The organism is Rhizobium sp. P44RR-XXIV, assembly GCF_001999485.2.
Classification (GTDB): domain Bacteria; phylum Pseudomonadota; class Alphaproteobacteria; order Rhizobiales; family Rhizobiaceae; genus Rhizobium.
This window is the reverse complement of the sequence record NZ_MPVZ02000025.1, coordinates 503,071-524,950: the sequence shown is the minus strand read 5'-3', so window position 1 is coordinate 524,950 and position 21,880 is coordinate 503,071. Positions and strand designations below refer to the sequence as shown.

Annotated in this window: 22 protein-coding genes and 1 pseudogene; 9 read left to right on the top strand and 14 right to left on the bottom strand. The window is 61.1% G+C overall.

The window, feature by feature from the left end; translation table 11 throughout:
* Positions 1 to 62: 62 nt before the first annotated feature.
* Entirely contained in the window at positions 63 to 680 is a 618-nt protein-coding gene (locus BSK43_RS07965) for a hypothetical protein (RefSeq protein ID WP_077468433.1), read from the top strand.
* Here the strand turns inward: BSK43_RS07965 and BSK43_RS07960 are convergent.
* The 4 genes from BSK43_RS07960 to BSK43_RS07945 all read right to left on the bottom strand — a co-directional run bounded on the left by BSK43_RS07960 (position 670) and on the right by BSK43_RS07945 (position 3,746).
* Positions 670 to 1,113 (bottom strand): GNAT family N-acetyltransferase, encoded by a 444-nt coding sequence (locus tag BSK43_RS07960; RefSeq protein ID WP_077468434.1) that lies wholly within the window; start codon positions 1,111 to 1,113, stop codon positions 670 to 672. The genes BSK43_RS07965 and BSK43_RS07960 overlap by 11 nt on opposite strands.
* A 14-nt stretch (positions 1,114 to 1,127) precedes the next feature.
* Positions 1,128 to 2,078 carry an aldo/keto reductase gene (locus BSK43_RS07955; protein WP_077468435.1) on the bottom strand — a complete coding sequence of 317 codons (951 nt, stop codon included), beginning with the start codon at positions 2,076 to 2,078 and terminating at the stop codon, positions 1,128 to 1,130.
* A gap of 106 nt (positions 2,079 to 2,184) precedes the next feature.
* Positions 2,185 to 3,183: a helix-turn-helix domain-containing protein gene (locus tag BSK43_RS07950; protein ID WP_077468436.1), complete on the bottom strand. Its 999-nt coding sequence runs from the start codon at positions 3,181 to 3,183 to the stop codon at positions 2,185 to 2,187.
* Positions 3,180 to 3,746, bottom strand: coding sequence for an isochorismatase family protein (locus tag BSK43_RS07945; RefSeq protein ID WP_077468437.1), 567 nt, complete (start codon positions 3,744 to 3,746; stop codon positions 3,180 to 3,182). The genes BSK43_RS07950 and BSK43_RS07945 overlap by 4 nt, the downstream gene beginning before the upstream one ends.
* A gap of 317 nt (positions 3,747 to 4,063) precedes the next feature.
* Between BSK43_RS07945 and BSK43_RS07940 the strand changes: the two genes are divergently transcribed.
* Entirely contained in the window at positions 4,064 to 5,050 is a 987-nt protein-coding gene (locus tag BSK43_RS07940; protein WP_077468438.1) for a Gfo/Idh/MocA family oxidoreductase, read from the top strand.
* Positions 5,051 to 5,059: 9 nt separating this feature from the next.
* Here the strand turns inward: BSK43_RS07940 and BSK43_RS07935 are convergent, their stop codons facing one another.
* Both BSK43_RS07935 and BSK43_RS07930 read right to left on the bottom strand, forming a co-directional pair.
* The gene (locus BSK43_RS07935) at positions 5,060 to 5,446 is read right to left on the bottom strand and encodes a GtrA family protein (RefSeq protein ID WP_077468439.1); all 387 of its coding nucleotides are present in this window, start codon (positions 5,444 to 5,446) and stop codon (positions 5,060 to 5,062) included.
* Positions 5,443 to 6,459, bottom strand: a complete 1,017-nt coding sequence (locus BSK43_RS07930; RefSeq protein ID WP_077468440.1) for a glycosyltransferase — start codon at positions 6,457 to 6,459, stop codon at positions 5,443 to 5,445. The genes BSK43_RS07935 and BSK43_RS07930 overlap by 4 nt, the downstream gene beginning before the upstream one ends.
* 238 nt (positions 6,460 to 6,697) lie before the next feature.
* Here BSK43_RS07930 and BSK43_RS07925 point away from each other — a divergent pair, with 238 nt between their 5' ends.
* The gene (locus BSK43_RS07925; RefSeq protein ID WP_077468441.1) at positions 6,698 to 8,533 is read left to right on the top strand and encodes a hypothetical protein; all 1,836 of its coding nucleotides are present in this window, start codon (positions 6,698 to 6,700) and stop codon (positions 8,531 to 8,533) included.
* An 81-nt stretch (positions 8,534 to 8,614) separates the two neighbouring features.
* Here BSK43_RS07925 and BSK43_RS07920 read toward each other — a convergent pair whose 3' ends face one another.
* A complete protein-coding gene (locus BSK43_RS07920; protein ID WP_077468442.1) occupies positions 8,615 to 8,845 on the bottom strand; it encodes a homogentisate export protein in 231 nt (76 codons plus the stop codon).
* A 239-nt stretch (positions 8,846 to 9,084) separates the two neighbouring features.
* On the opposite strand from BSK43_RS07920, the gene xseA reads away from it, so the two are divergent.
* Both xseA and BSK43_RS07910 read left to right on the top strand, forming a co-directional pair.
* Positions 9,085 to 10,692, top strand: a complete 1,608-nt coding sequence (xseA, locus tag BSK43_RS07915) for an exodeoxyribonuclease VII large subunit (protein WP_077468443.1) — start codon at positions 9,085 to 9,087, stop codon at positions 10,690 to 10,692.
* The gene (locus tag BSK43_RS07910) at positions 10,692 to 11,282 is read left to right on the top strand and encodes an NAD(P)H-dependent oxidoreductase (RefSeq protein WP_077468444.1); all 591 of its coding nucleotides are present in this window, start codon (positions 10,692 to 10,694) and stop codon (positions 11,280 to 11,282) included. Before xseA ends, BSK43_RS07910 begins: the two co-directional genes overlap by 1 nt.
* A 76-nt stretch (positions 11,283 to 11,358) precedes the next feature.
* Here BSK43_RS07910 and BSK43_RS07905 read toward each other — a convergent pair whose 3' ends face one another.
* From BSK43_RS07905 to BSK43_RS07895, 3 genes are all read right to left on the bottom strand, one after another.
* Complete coding sequence (locus BSK43_RS07905) at positions 11,359 to 12,612, bottom strand: aminopeptidase (protein ID WP_077468445.1); 1,254 nt, start codon at positions 12,610 to 12,612, stop codon at positions 11,359 to 11,361.
* A 94-nt stretch (positions 12,613 to 12,706) separates the two neighbouring features.
* Positions 12,707 to 13,180, bottom strand: coding sequence for a Cys-tRNA(Pro) deacylase (ybaK, locus tag BSK43_RS07900; protein WP_077468446.1), 474 nt, complete (start codon positions 13,178 to 13,180; stop codon positions 12,707 to 12,709).
* A 10-nt stretch (positions 13,181 to 13,190) separates the two neighbouring features.
* Entirely contained in the window at positions 13,191 to 13,547 is a 357-nt protein-coding gene (locus BSK43_RS07895; RefSeq protein ID WP_077468447.1) for an ArsC family reductase, read from the bottom strand.
* Positions 13,548 to 13,702: 155 nt separating this feature from the next.
* On the opposite strand from BSK43_RS07895, the gene BSK43_RS07890 reads away from it, so the two are divergent.
* The gene (locus BSK43_RS07890) at positions 13,703 to 14,224 is read left to right on the top strand and encodes a MarR family transcriptional regulator (protein WP_077468448.1); all 522 of its coding nucleotides are present in this window, start codon (positions 13,703 to 13,705) and stop codon (positions 14,222 to 14,224) included.
* 295 nt (positions 14,225 to 14,519) lie between these two features.
* Here BSK43_RS07890 and BSK43_RS07885 read toward each other — a convergent pair whose 3' ends face one another.
* From BSK43_RS07885 to BSK43_RS07875, 3 genes are all read right to left on the bottom strand, one after another.
* A complete protein-coding gene (locus BSK43_RS07885) occupies positions 14,520 to 15,581 on the bottom strand; it encodes a succinylglutamate desuccinylase/aspartoacylase family protein (protein ID WP_077468449.1) in 1,062 nt (353 codons plus the stop codon).
* Between the two features lie 104 nt (positions 15,582 to 15,685).
* A complete protein-coding gene (locus BSK43_RS07880) occupies positions 15,686 to 16,867 on the bottom strand; it encodes an MFS transporter (RefSeq protein WP_077468731.1) in 1,182 nt (393 codons plus the stop codon).
* Between the two features lie 260 nt (positions 16,868 to 17,127).
* Entirely contained in the window at positions 17,128 to 18,102 is a 975-nt protein-coding gene (locus tag BSK43_RS07875) for a quinone oxidoreductase (RefSeq protein WP_077468450.1), read from the bottom strand.
* A gap of 91 nt (positions 18,103 to 18,193) precedes the next feature.
* Between BSK43_RS07875 and BSK43_RS07870 the strand changes: the two genes are divergently transcribed.
* The gene (locus BSK43_RS07870) at positions 18,194 to 19,075 is read left to right on the top strand and encodes a LysR family transcriptional regulator (protein WP_136686797.1); all 882 of its coding nucleotides are present in this window, start codon (positions 18,194 to 18,196) and stop codon (positions 19,073 to 19,075) included.
* 89 nt (positions 19,076 to 19,164) lie between these two features.
* Positions 19,165 to 20,816 (top strand): annotated as a pseudogene (locus tag BSK43_RS07865) (SulP family inorganic anion transporter).
* A 9-nt stretch (positions 20,817 to 20,825) separates the two neighbouring features.
* Here BSK43_RS07865 and BSK43_RS07860 read toward each other — a convergent pair.
* Positions 20,826 to 21,374: a 2'-5' RNA ligase family protein gene (locus BSK43_RS07860; RefSeq protein ID WP_169055374.1), complete on the bottom strand. Its 549-nt coding sequence runs from the start codon at positions 21,372 to 21,374 to the stop codon at positions 20,826 to 20,828.
* Positions 21,375 to 21,665: 291 nt separating this feature from the next.
* Here BSK43_RS07860 and BSK43_RS35045 point away from each other — a divergent pair, with 291 nt between their 5' ends.
* Positions 21,666 to 21,803, top strand: a complete 138-nt coding sequence (locus tag BSK43_RS35045) for a hypothetical protein (protein ID WP_169055373.1) — start codon at positions 21,666 to 21,668, stop codon at positions 21,801 to 21,803.
* Positions 21,804 to 21,880 lie beyond the last annotated feature (77 nt).

Below are 21,880 nucleotides of genomic sequence, written 5' to 3'. Positions count from 1 at the left end.
GGTGGCTTCCATGCGATATCTGGTCTGCACTGGTCGGATGGACGGAAGAAGGAGTTGAGACGATGAGAAAACCGGGGTCGATGAAGGGCTTGGAGGAGCTCGGCCGCGTCAGGCTGTCGAAGAATTTCTTCTTCCGCGATTTCCTGCATTCGGAAATTGCTGATTTCTATCGCATTCCCAATATTCCCGAAGACCCCGATCTGGCGATCGAGTCGGGCCGAAGACTGTGCGAGGAATTGCTGGAACCATTGGAGGCGACCTTTGGCCGGCTACATATCCGTTCAGGCTACCGCTCGCCCGAGGTGAATGCCTTCGGCAACAAGAACGGGCTGAATTGCTCGACCAATCCTCATACCGCCGCCCATCACATCTGGGACATGCGCGATCTCGACGGCTGCATGGGTGCCGCCGTCTGCATCGTCGTGCCCTGGCTGATCGACCATCAGACCCAGGAGGGCGATTGGCGGAAGCTCGCCTGGTGGATCCATGATCACCTGCCTTACGCTTCGCTGTGCTTCTTTCCGAAACTATGGGCCTTCAACATCCAGTGGCACGAGCGGCCGATGCGGAGCATCCAGAGCTTTGTCAACCCGCGCGGCATGCTCACCAAGCGTGGCATGGCGAACTGGGAGGGCGATCATTCCGCTCTCTATGAGGGGTTTCCGAAGCTCAGATATTGACGCGGTAGCGGATATGTCCGTCGCTCTTGACATAGGTGTCATAGAGCTTGCGGGCGGTCGCATTGGTTTCGTCCGTATGCCAGTAGAGGCGCGCCCAGCCGTTTTTCTTGCAGAGCTCGACGAGATCGTCCAGCAGCGCCCGGCCGACGCCGTGGCCCCTGGCGCTTTCGTCGACGAACAGGTCTTCCAGATAGCAGTCCGGCGCGCGCGTCCATGTGCCTTCATGTGTCAGGCAGAGCGTGAAGCCTTTCACCTCGCCGTCGACTTCGGCGACCCGCATGAAGATGGTCGACGCCGGATCGAAGACCCGGCGCCAGGTCGCATCGGTGATGTCAGGCGCGATACTGACGCCGTAAAAGGCCAGATATCCGTCCCAGAGCTTGCGCCAGCGCGCTTCGTCTTCGGGTCTGGCATCTCGGATCGTCACGGTCATCGGCCTGCCTCGGTTTATTCGCCGGCTTTGTCGAGCAGGCGCATGGCTTCATCGGAAAGCGAAAGCTTCGCCGAGTTGATTATCGCGTCGAGTTGGCCAAGGCTAGTGGCGCTGGCGATCGGTGCGGTGACGCCGCGCTTGCGCAGCAGCCAGGCGAGCGCGACCTCGGCAGGCTTCGAGCCGGTTTCGGCCGAAACCGTATCGAGTGCCGCGAGAATGCGCAGACCCTTGTCGTCGAGATAGGCCGAGACCCGGTTTTCGCGAGCGCGGCCTTCCGTATCCGCCTTGGTGCGGTATTTGCCGGTCAGAAAGCCGGCCGCGAGGCTGAAATAGGTGATGACACCGATATCTTCTTTGACACAGAGATCCGCCAGCGGGCCTTCGAAGCTGGCGCGCGCATAGAGATTATATTCCGGCTGAAGCACGTCGTAGCGCGGCAGGCCGGCCTTGGCGGCGGCATCGAGTGATGCCTGCAATTGCGTCGCGTCCAGGTTAGAGCAGCCGACATGGTGGATCTTGCCCTGTTCCTTCAGCTTGGCATAGGCGGCAAGCGATTCCTCATGCGGTGTCTCGGGATCCGGCCAGTGCGACAGATAGAGATCGATATGATCGGTCTGCAGCCGCCTGAGCGAGGCTTCGACGGCTTCGAGGATGTAGTTTGCCTTCAGCCCCTTCTTGCCAGGGCCCATCTCCGAACCGACCTTGGTGATGATGATGGCCTTGTCGCGGGCGATGCGGCCCTGCTTCAGCCATTTGCCGATGATCTCCTCGGAATCGCCGCCCTTATTGCCGGGAACCCAGCTCGAATAGACATCGGCCGTGTCGATCGTGTTGAAGCCGGCGTCGAAGAAGGCGTCGAGCAATGCGTAGGAAGTCTTCTCATCGGCCGTCCAGCCGAAGACATTGCCGCCGAAAACGATAGGGGCGACCAAAAGATCGGTTCGTCCAAGCTTGCGCAGGTCCATGATATCTCTCCAAATCAATTGAGCGGGAAGCCGGCGTCAGAGGCGCCGGACGGAAGGGACAAGGCAGGCTAGCGCTACGGCCAGCGAAACTCCACTAACGATTTCTTTATTCCGGCGTCGTGCGCCGATAGTGGCTTGGCGGCAGCGTATTGTATTTCGACCAGACGCGCCGCATGTGCCTTGGAGAAGCGAAGCCGGATTTTTCCGCCACGCGCTCCATGTCGAGCCGCGAATTGGCGAGCACATCCCGCGCCAACGTCACGCGCATCAGATTGACATAGGCCGTCACCGACAGGTCCGCATGTTCCTGGAACAGGCGTGAAATATGCCGTGCGCTCATGGCGCCAATGCCGGCAAGCTCGGCGAGCGACCAGCTGTGAGCGGGATCGGCCATGATCGCATCCTGAACGCGGTGGATGGCGGGATGCACATGGTTTCGGCCGCTGAGCCAAGGCGAAAGCTGCGGCTCGGCACCGGTGCGCCGCATGTAGACGACCATATGGCGAGCAATAGTCAAAGCTGTCATCGGCGAGGTCAGTTTGGAGGCGAGGTGCAACATCAGGTCGGTGCCGGTGGTGATGCCGGCGCTGGAATAGCGTTCCCGATCTTCGACATAGAGCCGGTTGTCGAGCACGCGCGCAGTCGGGGCATGGTGCCGGACCTCGTCGAGGCAGGCGGAGTGAGTAGTGCAGGCATAGCCGTCCATCAGACCGGCACGGGCCGCGATCACCGCGCCGGAGCAGATGGTGACGAGGGTGATGCCCGGGCGGATGACGCCCGCCAGCCAGCGCGCCAGCGTGTCGGTTTCGGGCTCGACGTCCTCGGCATCGTCAGGCGGCGTGACGCTGCCGGATATGATGACATAGGCACCGTCTGGAATGTGATCCGGCAGAGGGGCGAGATTGGTGAGCGTCAACCCGACCGAGGTCGTTTGCGACGGCTGGGCAGCGATGAAGCGATAATCGAACAGGACATCGTCCTGTTCGATATTGGCGCGGCGCAGCACCTCCACCGGCCCGGCCACATCCATCAGCAGCGTATAGGGCGGCAGAAGGACGTAGACGGGAATGATCCGGCGTTGGAGGTGCCTGTCGTTATGGCTCATGCAGCACTCCGGATCGGGGCACCGGCAAGCGCTTCCTCGACCGTCGCGATGCGGGCGAAACGGCCTGACAGCACCAGCTCGCTGCGCTTCTTGATATCGTCGACGCTGAAGACCGTGCCCGAAGCATGCGTCATCGGGAAGGTCAGCGTCGCCTCGGTCACATAGTCGACTTCGTAGCCAAGATCGGATGCATGTCGCGTCGTCGTCTCGCAGCATTGCTCCGTGCGAATGCCCGAGACGATCACCTTGCGGATGCCGTTCGCCACCAGCCAGACATCCAGCCCGGAGCCGACGAGGGCCGAATGGCGAGCTTTGTGGAATACCGCATCGGCCTCCAGGGAGATTTCATCGAGCTTGCGCACGTAGCCGCTCTCCAGGCTGAAATGCGGATCGTCGTCGACATGGAATATCTGGACAACGGGGATGCCCTTGGCCTTGGCACCATCGATCAGCGCCTGTAGGCGGTTGGTGAAGGTAGGCAGGTCGTCTGCCCGCCAGTAGGGACGCTGGCGAAACGATTCCTGGGCATCGATGACGAGCAGCGCAGTGTCGGCATGGGACATTTTCGTATCTCCTGTGATTGAAGGATAGCCGAAACTAAGCGCCAGTCAAAAGGTACGAAAGCCACCTATCAGACAGAAAGAGGACAGATCCGGACATGCCTTGAGGCCATTTGGCTCGATGTCCTTGAGCAATCATTGCCTCAAACCGTTGCGCCGTCTGCACCGGCCGAATAAGGTTGCAGTCGATTTCGTCTGGAGCGGAATGGCCTCGTTTCGCTCTCCATCCACCGTATTGACAAGGGATCCCGCTGGAAGGCCGTGTCGCGACCATCGCTGTGCGGCCGTTCGCCTCGGGACAATGCTTCGGGAGAAAGATCATGTTGCGTTTCGGAATTCTATCGACGGCAAAAATCGGCCGCGACCTGGTGGTGCCGGCCATTCAGGACGCGGAAAATTGCGTCGTCACGGCAATCGCCAGCCGTGATCTCGATCGTGCCCGCCAGATGGCCGACCGCTTCTCCGTGCCGCACGCCTTCGGTTCCTACGAGGAAATGCTCGCCTCCGATACCATCGATGCCGTCTACATTCCGCTGCCAACTTCGCAGCATGTCGAGTGGACGATCAAGGCCGCCGATGCCGGCAAGCATGTGCTTTGCGAAAAGCCGATCGCGCTCAAGGCAGATGAAATCGACAGCCTGATTGCAGCCCGCGACCGCAACAAGGTGCTGGTGACCGAGGCTTACATGGTCACCTATGCGCCGGTGTGGCGGAAGGTCCGTTCGCTGCTCGCCGATGGCGCCATCGGTCGCCTGCGCCATATCCAGGGAGCCTTCACCTATTTCAACCGCGATGCCGGCAACATGCGCAATATCCCGTCGCTCGGCGGCGGTGGTCTGCCCGATATCGGCGTCTACCCGACCATCAGCACCCGTTTCGTCACCGGCCGCGAGCCGCTGCGCATCCAGGCGGTGACCGAGCGCGATCCGGAATTCGGCACCGACATCTATTCCAGCGTCAAAGCCGATTTCGGCGATTTTGAAATGACTTTCTACATCTCGACGCAGATGGCCAATCGCCAGGTCATGGTCTTCCACGGCACGGAAGGCTTCATCGAGGTAAAGTCGCCCTTTAACGCCGATCGATATGGCGCAGAGGAACTGGAACTGACCAATCGCGGCCATTCGGAATCGACGATTTTCCGTTTCCCCGACAGTCGCCAGTACAAGCGCGAAGCGGAAGCCTTTGCTTCGGCCGCGCTGGGTGAAGGTGCGGAGATCGTGCCGCTGGAAAGCTCGAAGCTCAATCAGAAGGTCATCGACGCCATCTATCGCGCCAGCGAGAAGGATGGTTGGGAAACCGTCTGAGCGAAGGTCTCAGGGATTTTGCCGGTGGCGGAAGACGAAGCGCGAATAGCCGAAAAAGCTGAACGCCGTCGCCGCCGCCGAGCCGAGCGTCAGCGCAATGATCGGCCGCAACGACGGCTCGGTCATCAGTAGCGAGCTGAACAGGGCATAGTTCAGCACCGCAGACGTCAGACCGACGGAACCATAGCGGAAACCTTCGGCCGCCAGCGAACGGTCGGAGCGACCGAAGGTGAATTTGCGGTTGAGGATCCATGTGGCGAGCAATGCGCTGGGTATCGAGAGTGCCCGTCCGATAAACGGACCAACGGGTGTATACCAAAGCAGCAGATGCAACACGCCGGCATCGACCACGAAGCCGACACTACCAGCGAGCAGGAAGCGAAAGAGCTTCTTCATGCAGCCTTGGGCCTTTTCTTGCGGCTGCTTGCCGGCTTTTCGATTTCCACCATGGAGATTGTCCGCCTGTCGCCGATTTCGCCGGATGCCGGCTTTGTCAGACTCATATAGTGAATGCGCAGCTGCTCCGCACGGGCGCGGGCGACGGAATCCAGGATCAAGCCGGCCGTGAACAGCATGAAGGAAATCATCATCAGTGCCATGGAGAGCACCCAGGTCGGCATGCGCAATACGAGACCGGTTTCGAAATATTCGATGAGAACCGGGATTGAGAAGCCGATGCTGAGCTCCATGGAGATGGCGCCCAGAATGCCGAAGAAGGCGAAGGGTCTGGTTTCCTTCATCAGCATCGCGAACATCCAGAGGATCTTCCAGCCGTCGCGGAAGGTGGAGAGTTTCGAATGCGAGCCTTCCGGCCGTCGGCCGTAATCGAGCTCCAGCTCGCTGACGGGCAGCTTCAGCCGGGAGGCATGGACGGACATTTCCGTCTCGATCTCAAACCCGCCGGACACCGCCGGGAAGCTCTTGACGAAGCGGCGCGAGAAGGCGCGATAGCCGGAGAAGATGTCGGTAAAATCCGCACCGAAGATGGTGCGATAGAGCCAGTTGAAGATGCGGTTGCCGAAGGCATGGCCCTGGCGTCCGGCGTCGTTTTGAACATTGCGGCGCGTGCCGACCACCATGTCGGAGCCTTCGGTCAGCAGCGTGCGGATCAGCTCTTCTGCATCATCGGGCGCATAGGTGCCATCGCCGTCGGCCATGAGGTAGATGTCGGCATCGATGTCGGCGAACATGCGTCGCACGACATGCCCCTTGCCCTGGCGACGTTCACGCACCACGGTCGCGCCGGCAAGCATGGCATGCAGCGCCGTGCCGTCGGTGGAATTATTGTCGTACACATAGATGCTGGCATGCGGGAGCGCCTGACGAAAGCCGCGAACGACATCGCCGATCGTGGCCGCTTCATTATAGCAGGGCAGAAGAACAGCGATGTTCAGCTTCTCATTCCACATGGTCTTGGCCGGTTCCTACGCGTGATATCAAGTCGAGGCCTGATGGACGATCCGGACGAGAGCTTATCCCGTTGGCTGTTAATAAGACGCTATGCTTGCGAAGAAAAAATGGCGTGATGTCGCCCCTGCGAAAAACATTATCGTGAAGAATATCGCCACCGGCATCAGCTTTACTTTTTTTTGATGGGCAGGCGTTAGCGTGCTCCCCAAACATCCTTCGAATACAGGATTTATCTATATGGTGGAGACGCTGGCGATGTCGTCTGAAGCAGTTCCGGCGGCAAGGAAAGCGTCGTCACGCTGGTCGCATCCCATCCTTGTGCCGCTGATCTACGGCATTCTCCTCATCGTCGCGCAGCTCGTCATTCATCGTCATCTTACTGATTATGTCGGCCCCGACAATGATGACGCCATGCGTCTGGTTGAAGTACGGGACTTCCTTGCCGGCCAGGGCTGGTTCGACATGATGCAGTATCGCCTCGGCCTTGATGGCGGGACGCTGATGCATTGGTCGCGCTTCATCGATCTGCCGATCGCGGGCCTCATTGTCTTCTTTCGGATGTTCTTCTCGCCGGAAGGCGCCGAGGCCGCAGCGCTGACTGTGTGGCCATTGATGCTTATCCTGCCGCTGATGTTTTTCATGAGCCTGACGGGCCGTCGTATTGCCGGCGTTGAAGGCATGCATTTTTCACTCATCCTGACGACGTTTTTCATCCTGTTCTCGCCACGTTTCGTGCCGGGATCCATCGATCACGACAACGTCCAGCTCGGCCTTGTCGCCCTTACCGTCGCCATGCTAGCCGATGAAAACTACAGGCCCCGCAGCTTCGCCATTGCTGCCGTCGCCCTTGCCATCCAGCTCGGCATCGGTGCGGAGACGACGCCCTTCGTGGCTGTCGCCTGCATGGCGGTGGCCTGTTTATGGGCTTGGGATGGTGAAGCATTTGCGCCGGCCGCAAAAGCCTTCGCGCTGACGATGACGCTTGCCGTCGGCGGCGCATTCTTCTCGCTCGTGCCGCCGCGCCTCTATTCGATGGTCACCTGCGACAATCTCTCGCTTGGCTTCTATAGTATTGTTAGCGTCGGCTGCGTGGGCCTCCTCCTGGCCGCCCTTTTCGCCAGCCATCTGTCCCGGATTGGACGCATGATGGCACTGGCGGCCATCGGCGCGGCGGTCTTCGCCACGGTAGTGGCAATCGCGCCGCAATGCCTGCGCAACCCGCTTGCCGATCTCGATCCGATGCTGGTGGATCTTTGGCTCAGCAAGGTGACGGAGGCGCAGTCGATCTTTTCGGTCTTCCGCACACAGCCTGACACCTTCACCGCATTCTATGTGACAGGTTTTCTTGCGATGATTGTCTGTACGTTCCGTATGCTGCGTGGCGACAGGGTTCGCTTGCATGCGGTGCTGATGGCCTTGATTGCCGTCAACTGGGCGATCACGCTGGTGCAGGTCCGTGGCGCGGAGTTTTCCAATCTGCTGGCCATTCCGCCGTTGGCATTGCTGCTGGCGGAGCTGCGCCGGATATCGGCGGCCGATAGCGAAGATGTGGGAGCAGCCTTCTTCTATGTGGTCACGGCATTGATGTCGGTGCCGGCTGTGTGGGCTGTCGGCGGCGCGCTTGCTCACAAGGGCGTCGTCAACAGCTTCAGCGTCGCCGCTCCGGCCAAGGCAGAAGAGACGGCAGATTGCGCGTCACGAGAAGCGCTGGCGCCGATCGCTGGTCTTCAACCCGGGGTCATAGCCGCCGCATCGAATATGGGAGCGCCGCTCCTGCGCTTCACGCCGCATCGCACCCTCTCCGGCCCCTATCACCGCGATCCGGATGGGATGCTGGCCGAGCTGCATATCGGCCTTGCAAAGCCGGTGGAGGCTGAAGCGCTTCTGCGTGAGGCGCATGTAACGCTTGTCGCCTTCTGCAAGGGCGATCCTCAGGTGGGGCTGTTGTCAGAGCGGAACCCTCAGGGCCTCTACGCCCAGCTCAGCGCCGGCCGCTTGCCGACCTATCTGGAGCCCATTCCCGCATCGACAAAATCGGATGTGGAGTTCTTCTATTTCAAACCGCAGAAATGATTCCCCACCAGCCTCGGGAAAGTGCGCGGCGGTTTCCGTCCGGAATTGTGTTGAGATAGCAATCTGGAGCGTCTGCGCGATCTAGGCGCGGCGGCCGTGTTCCATGCTGTCGGCGGCAACGAGATAGCCGATGAAACCGAGATTGTAGCCGCCCAAGGCGATAAACAAGGTCGCCAGCGGTGGCGGGACGAGGGACAGGACGACGGCTGCCATGAAGGCGATGCTCAACAGCGCCACGCCGAGCATTGCTGATATCGTCGAGCGCTGCAGGCCGGCGGCAATTCCGATGATCGTGGCGGTCACGAATATCATCGATCCATATCCTCTTTACCAAGAACCAGTTTGCACAGGTTTACGCGTGGATGGCTAAGAAAGGCTTTGTCGACAGGGTTAACGTTTGATGAAGCGCTACTGTTCCGCGCGTCCTACGGGACGCGCAAAGGACGCAGCAGCACTTTAAATCTGCGCATAATCCTTTTCTTCCATCGATTCCGATTGAAGGGGCGATGCGCTAGGCTCCGCATTTCCGGCAACATCGGTTAGAAAAAGTCATGAGCAGCTTTTTTGAGAATGATTCGCCGTCGAACCTGACGGAATATTCCGTCTCGGAATTGTCCGGGTCGATCAAGCGCACGGTCGAGACCGCGTTCGACCAGGTGCGTGTGCGCGGCGAAATCTCCGGCTATCGCGGACCGCATTCCTCGGGTCATGCCTATTTCTCGCTGAAGGACGACAGGTCCCGCATCGATGCGGTGATCTGGAAAGGCACATTTTCCAAGCTGAAGTTCCGCCCCGAGGAGGGTATGGAAGTCATCGCGACGGGCAAGGTGACGACCTTCCCCGGCTCCTCGAAATACCAGATCGTCATCGAGACGCTGGAGCCGGCCGGCGCCGGTGCGCTGATGGCGCTCTTGGAGGAGCGCAAGCGCAAGCTTGGTGCCGAAGGTCTTTTCGACCCCGAGCGCAAGCGCCGGCTTCCCTTCATGCCAAAGGTGATCGGCGTGGTGACGTCGCCGACCGGCGCCGTCATCCGCGATATCCTGCACCGTATCTCCGATCGCTTCCCCGTGCATGTGCTGGTCTGGCCGGTAAAGGTGCAGGGCGAGGGCTCCGGTGATGAAGTGGCAAATGCCATTCGCGGTTTCAACGAATTCGCCGCGGATGGCCCGATACCGCGCCCCGATGTGCTGATCGTTGCGCGCGGCGGCGGCAGTCTGGAGGATCTCTGGAGTTTCAACGACGAGGCTGTTGTCCGCGCCGCTGCCGCAAGCGAGATCCCGCTGATCTCCGCCGTCGGCCACGAGACCGACTGGACGCTGATCGACTATGCCGCCGACGTGCGCGCGCCGACGCCGACCGGCGCGGCCGAAATGGCCGTGCCTGTGAAGGCCGAACTGGAAGCGCAGCTCGCCAGTCTCTCCGCCCGTTTGCAGGGCGGCGTCAGTAGGCAGATGGATCAGCGGCGCCAATCGGTGCGGGCTCTGCTGCGGGCTCTGCCTTCCCTCGATCAGATCCTCGCCTTGCCGCGCCGCCGCTTCGATGAGGCCGCCGCAGGCCTCGGCCGTGGCCTGGAGCTGAATACTTTGAATAAGCGCCGTTCCTTCGAGCGCATGGCCTCGCAGCTGCGGCCGGATATCCTGTCGAACCGCATCGCCGAGCGCCGCCAGCAACTCAATGAGCGCATGACCCGCGCCGAACGCACCATCGAGCGCCTGATCGACCGCTCCCGCGCCCGCATCGACCGCGCGGACGCCGTCTTTGCCACGCTGCCATCCCGCCTGGAGGCGCAGACCGGTCGTGCGCGTGACCGCCTCGGCAATCTCACCCGCCAGGCCGATACGGCAATTCGTCATCAGCTGGCCCGCGCCCGCAGCGAGCTTGTCGCGCAGGAGAGGATCCTGCAGTCGCTCTCCTACAAGAATGTGCTGAAGCGCGGCTATGCCGTGGTGCGTGATGAGGATGACCGGCCGGTTTCTCTTGCTGCCGCGCTTACGACAGGTGCGGCCATCTCGATCGAATTTGCCGACGGCCGCATCGGCGCCGTCACCGGCGAAGAGGGAGCAACACCATCGCCGGCCGGTGGTGCACCGTCGCCGAAAAAGCGCAGCACAAAGCCGGCTGAAGGAGCTGCTCCGCCAAAACAGGGAAGCCTGTTCTGATGCGTATTCTGCTGGTTCTTGTTCATCCGCTGGAAGATAGCTTTGCCGCGTCAGTGGCAAAGCTTGCCGAGGAGACCCTCGCTGCCGGAGGACATCAGGTCGATCTGCTCGATCTCTATCGCGAGGGCTTCGATCCGCGCCTCTCTGAAACCGAGCGGCGCGGCTATTTCGACCAGCCCTATGACACGTCTGATGTCGACGATATCGTCACACGGCTGCGGGCCGCCGAGGGGCTGATACTGGTCTTCCCGCAATGGTGGTTCAATTTCCCGGCCATTCTCAAGGGCTTCTTCGACCGCGCCTTCGCGCCGGGCGTTGCCTTCACGCACGATCCCGCCGGCGGCCGCATCGTGCCGAAGCTGACCAACATCCGCCTGTTCTGGGCGCTGACCACGACCGGCTCGCCCTGGTGGGTCGTGCATCTCTACATGGGTAACCCTGTGCGGCGGCTGCTGAAACGTGGCATCGCCGCCTTCTGTGCCAAGCGGCTCAATTTCCGCATGCTGGCGCTACACGACATGGACCGCGTCACCGATACCGCCCGCAAGGCGCATCTCGCCCGCATCAGGAAAGCTCTGGCGACGATCTGATGTCGCAGTTTCCGGCAAAAAAGATGCCGCGGTAGGTGATACCGCGGCACGATCGCATTCGAATATCCGGGCCTCCTCAGGCCCACTCGCCCTTGCGCAAAACAGGCACGCGCGATCCATCCGGCTTGATGCCGTCGACATCGACCTTGTCGGAGCCGATCATCCAGTCGATATGGATCAGGCTGGAGTTGCCGCCCTGCGCCTTGATCTGTTCCTGGGAAAGCGACGCTCCGTCGAGGAAGCACTTCGAATAGCACTGGCCGAGCGCGATGTGGCAGGAGGCGTTTTCGTCGAACAGCGTGTTGTAGAACAGGATGCCGCTTGCCGAGATCGGTGAGGAATGCGGCACCAGCGCCACTTCGCCAAGCCGGCGCGCGCCTTCGTCGGTGTCGAGCACCTTGTTCAGCACTTCCTCGCCACGCGTCGCCTTGGCCTCGACGATCCGGCCGCCTTCGAAGCGCACCTGGATATTGTCGATCAGCGTGCCCTGATGCGAGAGCGGCTTGGTCGACGACACATGGCCTTCGACGCGCAGCGCATGCGGCGTGGTGAACACTTCTTCCGTCGGAATGTTCGGATTGCAGGTGATGCCATTCTTGGCCGTCGAGGCACCGCCATGCCATTCATGGCCATCGGCAAGACCAACCTTCAGGTCGGTGCCCGGACCCTGGAAATGAAGGGTGGCGAAGCGCTGGCCATTCATCCATGTCGAGCGCTTGCGCAGATTGGCATTGTGCTCGGCCCATGCTGCGATCGGATCTTCAACATCGACGCGCGAGGCGGAGAAGATCGCCTTGGCGAGCTTGGCGACGGCGATCGCTTCCGGATCGTTCGGGAATACCAGCTTCGCCCAGGAGGGGTTCGGATAGGAGACGATGTTCCAGTTGATGTCGAAATTCGAGATCTTTTCCAGCGCCGGCTTATAGGCGGCTGAATTGGCGCGATTGGCACGGGCTACCTTGGCCGGGTCCTGATTGGAGAGCAGCATCGGGTTGTCGCCGGCGATCGCAAGCCGCGCGGTGTTGTTGGAGAAAGCCTTGGCCATGCCCTCGTAAAGCCAGTTGGCGGCACGGTCGAAGCTTGCATCATGACCATATTCGTAGCGGGCAAGCGTCGTCTCTTCATCGGCATAAAAGGTCGATACGAGACCGGCGCCGGCCTTGTAGGCCTCGCGCGTGATCAAGCGCACCAGCGGCATCGCCGCGACCGGCGCGGTGATCAGCAGGTCCTGACCAGACTGCAGCTGCAACCCGACCTTGACGGCTACCTCCGCAAGCTTCTCCAGCTTGGCGTGATCGACGGGATGATGGTTCTGGGAGGCTGATGTCATGGTGGGACCTGCGTGCTTGATATCGGACGATGGTCTGAAGACTTAGACCGCTTTGCGGCGAAATTGAAGGCGGTTTGTCAGTTTGCGTGGCCGATCAGGCAATCAGCGAAGCCGCCTTTGCTTTCAAGGCGGTCAATGCGTCTTGCGGGCTGAGCCGCACCTGCAGACCGCGCTGGCCGCCGTTGATATAGACATAGGCTTCGGTCATCGCCTGCGCTTCGATGGCTGTGGGAACAAGCTTTTTCTGGCCAAAGGGGCTGATGCCTCCGACATGGTAACCCGTCAGGCGCTCGGCATCGGCAGGCTTCATCATGCTTGCCGATTTACCGCCGAAGGCCGCGGCCAGCTTCTTCATACTGACTTCGTGGTCGGAGGGAACGATGACACAGACCGGCTTGCCGTCGACCTCCGCCATCAAGGTCTTGAGCACCCGATGCGGCTCTTCTCCAAGCGCTTCCGCCGCCTGCATGCCGACACGCTCCGCATTTGGATCGTAGTCATAGGCATGGACGGTGAAGGCGACTTTCGCCTGGGTCAGAACTTGCGTGGCACGGGTTGTTTTTGACATGGGCGTGTCTCTAGGCGACCTTGCCGAATGCAGCCGCGTAAATATCGGGCTTGAACCCAACGAGCAACTTGCCGTCCGCTTCCAGCACCGGGCGCTTGATCATCGAAGGTTGCGCCAGCATCAGCGCAATGGCCTTGTCTTTCGATAGGTCTGTGCGGTCTGCTTCCGGCAGGGCCTTGAAGGTCGTGCCGGCGCGGTTGAGCACGATCTCCCAGCCGGCTTCCGTCGTCCAGCGTTCCAGATGGTCGCTGTCGATGCCAACGGCCTTGTAGTCGTGGAAATCGTAGGCGATGCCGTGGCTTTCGAGCCAGGTGCGCGCCTTCTTCATCGTGTCGCAGTTCTTGATGCCGTAAATGGTGATCGTCATGGCGAATCCGTCTCTTGCTGTTGGTTAGCGGCATAGCACGCAAGTAAAGTCGGATAAAAGCCGGGCAGGGGGCGAAGCGGTTCGCTGCCGGTTGCGACAACGGCCGATTTTCCTATAAATATGCAGAATACATATTTATAGCGGCGGAACAGGGCATGGCGGCGGATAAGGAAATATTGCGGCTGGAAAACCTCTTCGGCGCCATGAGCCTGGCTCTCGTAGATAAGATGGAAAAGGCCTTTGCCGACGAAACCGGCCATGGGCCGAGTGCGATTGCCGCCATCATCCAGATCGGCACCGAGCCGGGCCTGACGATCGAGACGTTGCGCAGGCTGATCGCGCTCTCCCATTCCGCGACCGTCCGCCTTGTCGACCAGCTCGTAGCATCCGGTCTCGTGTTGAGAGCCGGCGGCGTCGAAGGCGACAAGCGCGCCCGATCACTGCAATTGACCGAGAACGGGCAGGCACTTTTCGACAAAAGCCTCGCCGCTCGACGGGCCGTCATTCACCGTGCCTTCAAGGTTCTTGGAGCCGAAGAGACCGAGCAGCTTGGCCGCCTGGTGGAAAAACTGCTGCCGTCCCTGGTCGATCTCGGTGACGATCAGGATGTCGTCTGTCGCGTCTGTGACCAGGGCGTTTGCGATCAGGACCGATGCCCCATCGCCTTCATGGCATAGCGGCCGAACGAGCGGCCTTGACATCCAGGTAATATTTATGCAGACTGCATACATATATATTGGGGTACGCTTTCAGCCATTGCCGTCGCCACTGTGAACATCGCCTGCATCATTTCGATCGGAGGCATGATCGTGTCAGGAAAACGCACAATCTTTCCCATAACGGCCCGCGCCGGCCGCGCGGCGATGGCCGTCGCTCTGGATCAAATTCGTTGCTTCGGTGCGCTTCTAAGGGACGCGGCCGCCATCGCCTTCACGATGCGATGCAAGGTGATCGACGGCCGCTAGGGAAGGGCTAGTCTTCCAGCGTGCCGGGCTTGCGGGTGGCGGCACTTGGCCGGTCGCAGGCGATCTTCATCAGGTCGCCGCGTCGGCGCACCAGCCGGTCCGAGACGCGGGTGACGATGAGGCCGGCTTGCGGCGCAAGGACATCGATGGTGCCATCCGGCATTCCGGGCGCAGTGATGATCGTCGCCAGCAGATCACCTTCCTCGACGCGTTCGCCGATATTGCGATGAAAGAGCACCGTGCCTGTCTGCGGCGCGCGGATCATCTCGATATTGTCGAGCGGCACCGCCGGTCCGGTGAAGGCCGAGAGATTGACGCTTTCGTCGCGCACGGCGCCTCGGGCGGCGAGGAACTGCCACAAACCCTCGGCATCCCGCTTTGCCATGTCGGGATAGACATCGCGTGTCCCACGCAGCTCGACCGTCACCGACAGTTTTCCCGGCAACGGCACTTTCTTCTCACCCGGCACTTCGTATTTCCAGGCAAAACTCACGGCCTCTTCGAAGGCCGAGCTTTCGCCATCCGACAGCAGCACGGCTTCCATATTCAAGGCCGCCGCGAGGTCGGCGGCCTCGGGCCAGAAAGCCTCATCGATATAGGCATATTGCAGGGATTCGTCGTCGCAATGCAGGTCGATCACCAGATCCGCACCGAGCGCCATGTGAATCAGCTTGCGCTTAAGCCGGTCGACGGCGGGATAGCGTTCCAGATTTTCGATCAGCAGATCGCGGTCGCGCAGCGAGATCAGCGGGAAATCGCGGTTGAAGTTGGTGCGCGAACCCAGATCAAAACGACCCTGCATCTCACCGAAATGCGATTGCGCCGCGCCGATCGGGTTGGCATGCGGTACGACAACGATGTCACTCAGGATCGTGCCTTCCGTTTCCGCCTGCCGCAGCCGCTCGCAGAGGAAATGCGCAAGCGCCGTCCCCGGCAGCTCGCCGGCATGGAGCGCGGCCTGGATGTAGATCTTTGGCGCATCGGGCTTGTTGCCGGAAAAATGCAACACCGGCAGCCGCCAGGCGATCCCCGGAGTATCGCCCTCGATGACAATTTCGATAATGTCCATGTTGGCGCTTCCTCCTCATTGTTATGATTGCCGACCCTACCAAGCGGCAGCCGCATCCTGCAACCATTGCTGCCATCGGCGATGCTGATGGCTTTGGAGAGGTGTCATGGGTTGCTGTGTTTGCGCAAGCCGAGGCTGAGGACAAGGCTGAGCAACACGGCGGCGACCCCGACGAAGAAGGGAGCGGCGTAGCCGAGATGATCGGCAAAGAGGCCGGCGATTGGCCCTGTCGTGCCAAGCGAGATATCGAGGAAGATGGAATAGAGGCCGAGCGCCACGCCGCGGTTCTGCGGTGGAATGCGGATCATCGCCTCGTTGCCTAGTGCCGGAAAGACCGGTGCGAAACCGGCACCGGCAAGGGCTGCGCCGATGATGGCGACGGTCGGCGAGGGTGCGAATGCGATTGCTGCGAGGCCGATGATTTCAACGACAAGCGAGATGCGCGTAAGCGGCAGACCGCCAAACTTGGCAACGGCTTGAGCAAGACCAAGCCGGACGCCCATGAAGGCGAGGCCGAAGGCGCTGAGTGCAAAGGGGGCGCCCTCCCAACCGCGACTGTGGAAGAACAGCGCGATGAAGGTCATGACCACGCCGAAGCCACTGGAAGCAAGCGCCAGCGCCACGCCGAACGGCGCCACGCGGCTCAGCACCTGGCCAGTACCGATGCCCTTTTCCTTGACGCCAGCGACCGGCGGCCGCGTTTGCGCCAGCATCAGCCCGGCAATGGCGAGCCCGACGGTAAATATGCCGATGGCGAAGAAGCCATATTGCCCCTGCAGCCAGGCGCCGAAAGGAGCTGCCAGCGCGATGCCGCCATAGGTGGCGATGCCGTTCCAGGAAATAATGCGCACGGTTTCGCGCGACCCCATCAGGCCGATCGCCCAGGTGATGGCTGCGGTGCTGACCCAGCTTTCGCCGATACCGAGCGCCAGGCGTCCGGCAAGCAGGAGGGCAAGACTGGCCGCCGGAACATGGACCGTGAATGCGGAGGCGAGTGTCAGGATGCCGGAGAGGCCATAGGCGAGGAAGCCGAGCAGGACAGAACGGCGCGGCCCGTATTGATCGCACAGCCGACCCACCTGCGCGCGACTGACGATGGTCGCCACATATTGCGTGCTGATGGCAATGCCGGCCCAGACGACGCCGAAGCCGAGGCCGCTATCGACATAGGTCGGAAGCACCGCAAGCGGCAGGCCGATGGCCAGATAGCCGAAGAATGTCAGCGCAACAATGGAGAGGAGGCCGAGGGTAGAATTGGACCGTATGGTCTGGGAGGCAGTGTTCACGGGATATCGCCTGCGGGCACCGGGAAGCGCGGTGTCCATGCTGTTTGCCACGAAGGCTCGGGGGTTCGTATCGGATCAAATGGCGGCGATAGCCGAATGGCCGCGCGTCGTCATGGCAAACGAATATCAGGCAAAAGCCAGCAAGGTCAACGAATTGCTGCCTTGCAGCAAAAACCATTGACGGCATGGGATGAATATGCGTGTAACCGAAAATTCTGTCGTTCGAACGGGGCCGGCGGCCGGCCCCGTTCGGATGAGGCTTACATCGTCAATATGACGCTGGCTGTCGTCCGCCCGGCCTCGAGGTCGGCATGTGCCCGTGCGGCGTCCTTCAGCTCGTATTCGGCGCCAATCGGGTTGATCAGCCCAGCCTGCAGATATCCCATCAGGGCCTGGGTGCCCTGGCGATAGAGCTCGGGATCATTGGCATAGGTCAATACGCTGGGACGAGACAGGCCGATCGCGCGCGGCGCGGTCAGTTCCTCTATCTGGATTGGCGGGATGGGCCCGGCCGCCTGGCCGAGGCTCGCAACCATTCCGAAGGGGCGTACGGCGGCAAGCGTTTGCGACAGCATGGTGCCGCCGATCCCGTCGATGGCGAGATGGACGCCGCGGCGATCTGCGATCTGACGGGCCTCTTCCACCCAATCCTCCGATGTGTGCAGAAGCACGGTATCGGCGCCGGCCTCATAGGCAAATCCGGCCTTGGCTTCCGAACCCACGGTGGCGATGACATTGGCGCCGAGCCGCTTGGCAAGGCGGGTGACGAGTTGGCCGACGCCGCCGGCTGCCGCATGCACCAGTACCCATTCGCCGGCTTTCAGCGGATAGACCTTCTGCAGCACCATATGGGCGGTGAGCCCGCGCAGCATCGAGCTGCCCGCCACCCGTTCACTGACGCCATCGGGCAGCTTCACCAGCCGCTGCGCCGATAGCGTGCGCATCTCGGCATAGCTGCCAAGCGGATGGCCGATATAGGCGACGCGGTCGCCCACCTTCAGCTCTCCAACATCGGGGCCGATCGCGTCGACGACACCTGCACCCTCGAAGCCGAGGACACTCTGGCCGGGCGGCAAGGGATAGAGCCCGGAGCGAACATAGATATCGACGAAATTGACGCCTGAAATGCTTTGGCGAATTCTTGCCTGGCCGGGGCCTGGCTCTGTCACGGGGAGATCAACGGCTTTCATGGCCTCGGGTCCTCCGGGGCCGGTGATGGCAATCGCTAGGGGCATCAAGAAGTCTCCTTTCCGGAGATCTTTGACCACAAAGTTCCGCCTGAATAAATTCGGTATGAGCTCACCGTATCTGTGCAATAATGCACAGATGATCGACTGGCAGGACTTGCATCATTTCGCCGCCCTGGCGCGGACAGGCTCGCTCTCGGCGGCAGCGCGTGAACTCGGCGTGGATCACGCAACCGTCGGCCGCCGTATTGCCGCGCTGGAACGCTCGCTGGACCTGCGCCTGATCGACCGGCGGCCGCGCACTTCGCCGCTGACGGCGGATGGCCGCGCCATTGCCGAACTGGTGGCGGGCATGGAAGACGATATCGAAGCGATCCGGCGTTATTCGAAAAGCGCTGTCGCCGGGCTTTCCGCCGCCGTGAAGATCAGCGCGCCACCGTCGATCGCCGCCCATCTTCTGGCTCCCAAAGCGGTCGCCTTTCGGGACGAGCATCCGGATATCACCCTGACTATCGCGGGCGTTACGCGCCGCGCCGCCCTCAATTACGGAGAAGCCGATATCGCTGTGCGCATGACCCGGCCGGAAGAGAGCGATCTACTCGTCCGGCGTATCGGCGTCATGCGTTTCGGCCTCTATGCCATCCCGGCTGTGGCGCAAATGCCGGAGGAGGAATGGTCTTTCATCGGCTACGACGCGGCCATGGAGCATCTGACGCAGCAGACTTGGCTTCGAAGCCTGCTGGAGGGGCGTCCGATCGTGTTTCGTGCCACGGATGTTTTCGGCCAGCTCGAGGCGGCCCGTGCGGGCCTCGGCGTCGTCGCGCTTCCTGCCTTTCTGGGGGATGCCGAGGCGGGGTTGACCCGTCTGCCGGTGGCTGTTCCCTCACCGACGCGCGATCTCTGGCTCGTGACCTATCCGGATCTGCGTCGCTCGCTGGCTGTCCGCGCCGTCATGGATTTCGTCACCGATGTCATCGGCAAAAGCTGTCCCTTGCGTGATGACGCGGAGGCGACGACCTGAGGCCCGGTTTCTCCAGGCCATATTTTCTTGTTGCAGCTTGGCGGCGAATCTCTATCCATAAATGGATGAGCCATCCTTTTGGGTGATCGATGACGAAGCTGGGCAGTTGGTTCGTGGTGGACAAGGCGGATCTGGTCGCCGGCATATCGGTTGCCGGCCTGATGCTGCCGGAAGCCGTTGCTTACGCCGGCATCGCCGGCTTGCCGCCGCACCGCGCCATCCTTGCGGGCATTGCCGGATGCTTGATCTACGCCATATTCGGCCGCAGCCGCTTCGCCATCGTCTCGCCGACATCCTCGTCCGCCGCGATTCTTGCCGCAACGCTGGCGGTCGTGCCAGGTGACGCCACGGTCAAGGCCGGACTGGCCACCGTCGCCGTTGCGCTCGCCGGCGTTTTGTTTGTGGTTGCCGCCGTGCTGCGCCTTGGCGGCATCACCGGCTTCATCTCGCGGCCGGTGCTGCGGGGCTTTGCGCTGGGTCTGGCGATCACCATCATCCTGCATCAGCTACCTATCTTGGTAGGCGTGCCCGCGCAGGGCTCGAATATCCTCACCTATGCGGCATCGCTGTTCGGTGCGGTTCTGCAGTGGAACCCGATCAGCGTTGCGGTCGGCGTCGTCGCGCTTGTGGCATTGCTGCTGCTCAAGAGGCTGCCGGGCGTTCCCGCTGCCTTCCTCGTGCTCGTTGCCGGCATTCTCGCCTCCTACCTTTTCGGCCTCGAGGCACATGGCGTCAAGCTGGTGGGATCGATCGAGATCCTGCCGCAATGGCCGTCGCTGCCGGATGCCGGCTGGGCCGCCTATTCGCGGCTGGTGCAGTTTACCGTGCCTCTCGTGCTTATTCTCTTTGCCGAATCCTGGGGTACCATGCGGGCACTGGCGTTGCGCTATGGCGAGACGCTGGAAGTCAACCGCGAGCTCGGCGCGCTCGGTGCCGCCAATATCGCCAGCGCCCTTGTTCAGGGCATGCCTGTCGGCGCCGGCTTTTCGGCAGGCTTCGCCAGCGAGGCGGCAGGTGCCAAGACGCGGGCGACCACCGTCTTTGCCGCCATCGGCCTTGCGATCCTGATTGCCTGCGCAAGTCCGCTGGTGGCGCTGCTGCCCGAGCCGGTGCTGGCCGCAGTCGTCATTGCTGCCTTGACGCATGCGCTCGATCCAGCCCGATCCTGCATTTGCGGCGGCTGCACCGCGATTTTTACGTCGCGCTCGGTGCTGCGGCAGGGGTGTTGGCTTTCGGCGTGCTGAACGGCATGCTGCTGGCGATCGCGCTATCGCTCGCTGCCATGATGCATCGATTGGCCTCGCCCTATGTCGCCCGTCTCGGCCGCCTCGGCAGCAGTCACAACTTCGTCGATGTCGTCAGACATGGTGATGCATCCGAAATACCGGGCATCGCCATCTGGCGGCCCGGCGAAACGCTGTTCTTCGGCAATGCCGACACGATCTTCAGCGAGATATTGTCGGGCAGCCGCGGTGAGGCGGGGCTGCGGGCCGCTATTCTCAGCCTCGAAGAAAGTTCCGATATCGACAGCACGGCGATGGACGCCTTGATGGAGTTTGACGGCGCCATGCAACGCGCCGGCATCCGCGTGCAATTCGCCCGCGTCCATGATCGCGTTCGCGATCTCATGGCCGTGGCTGGCGTCACCGATCTCGACAGCCGCTGCAGCTTCAGTGTCGATGATGCTGTGGCGGTGGTTATGGCATCCACAGGAAACGCCGAAATCTCTCCAAAAGCCTAGACGCCAGACCTAGAATAGTGACCAATGCCACACATGGCCGTGTTCGCCCTCTCCCTGGAAGCTGTTCACCAGCGTAAACGTCTTAACGGTCCACACTATCGGCTTTTCCAGCATCACTTCTGGCAGGGCACGCCGACAATAAAACAGTGTCATGTGTGGCGCAAAGTTGTCGGGGACGTCACTGTCGAAGCCCAAGCTTTGCATAGCAGTTGCCAGTTCCTGGCGTAATATTTTTAGGCCAATATTTCCCTGCCTGCACCAAAGCACGTATTGGCGGTTGTTGCCGTTGCCGAAGGTGGCGACGCGATCGAATATCAGCTCAAATGATGGCAAGTGGATCGTAGATGCTGCCTGCATCGCGGCGAAAATGGCCTCTTCGCGAGAGCGTGAAGCGATGTCGATCGGATAGATGGTCGCGTGATAAAGATCGTGCTGTCTCGGCTCACGCGACAATCCGTTTCGTCGACTTTGGTCCCACGTCAATCTAGCCGTTAAGTTAGCGATTTCAGGGTCCGGAAGCGCCGCAAAATAGAGGGCCTGCCCACGCCTCGGCACCATTTTAGTTCTCCGTACTCCTGGCGGTTCGCCAAGATCGAACGAGAATTGGCCACTAGTATGCATAGCGCTATTCAAAGCCAGTTAGCTTTGCCTCTCATCAATTTGGGATCGTCCATACTCTAGCGCTGACGGCATTCGACATCAAGAACAAATAGAGAACATTTGCCGAGCTGCAGCACATTCTTCGCCACAGCATTTCTCGATTGAAAAATGCGATCGAATAAAACGCCCGCCTGACCTGTTCGCCGTCTGCCAGGGGTGTTTTCGCCTTTTTCAAAGGAAGGGTCTCACATGTTGACGAAAGCCATCTTCTCGATTGCCTTGCTCGCTCTCATCGGCCTCGGCGTTTCAGCTTGCTCCACGTCGGATCAGCATGGGTCCGGTGGTGGCATGACGCTGAATTCGCCTCCGACCGGCGGTGGATATTGATCCACTGAACTGCGAACTGGATTTGGGGCGCCGCCCTGCCAGCGGCGGCGTCTCACTCAATAGCTAAAGCAGTGGTA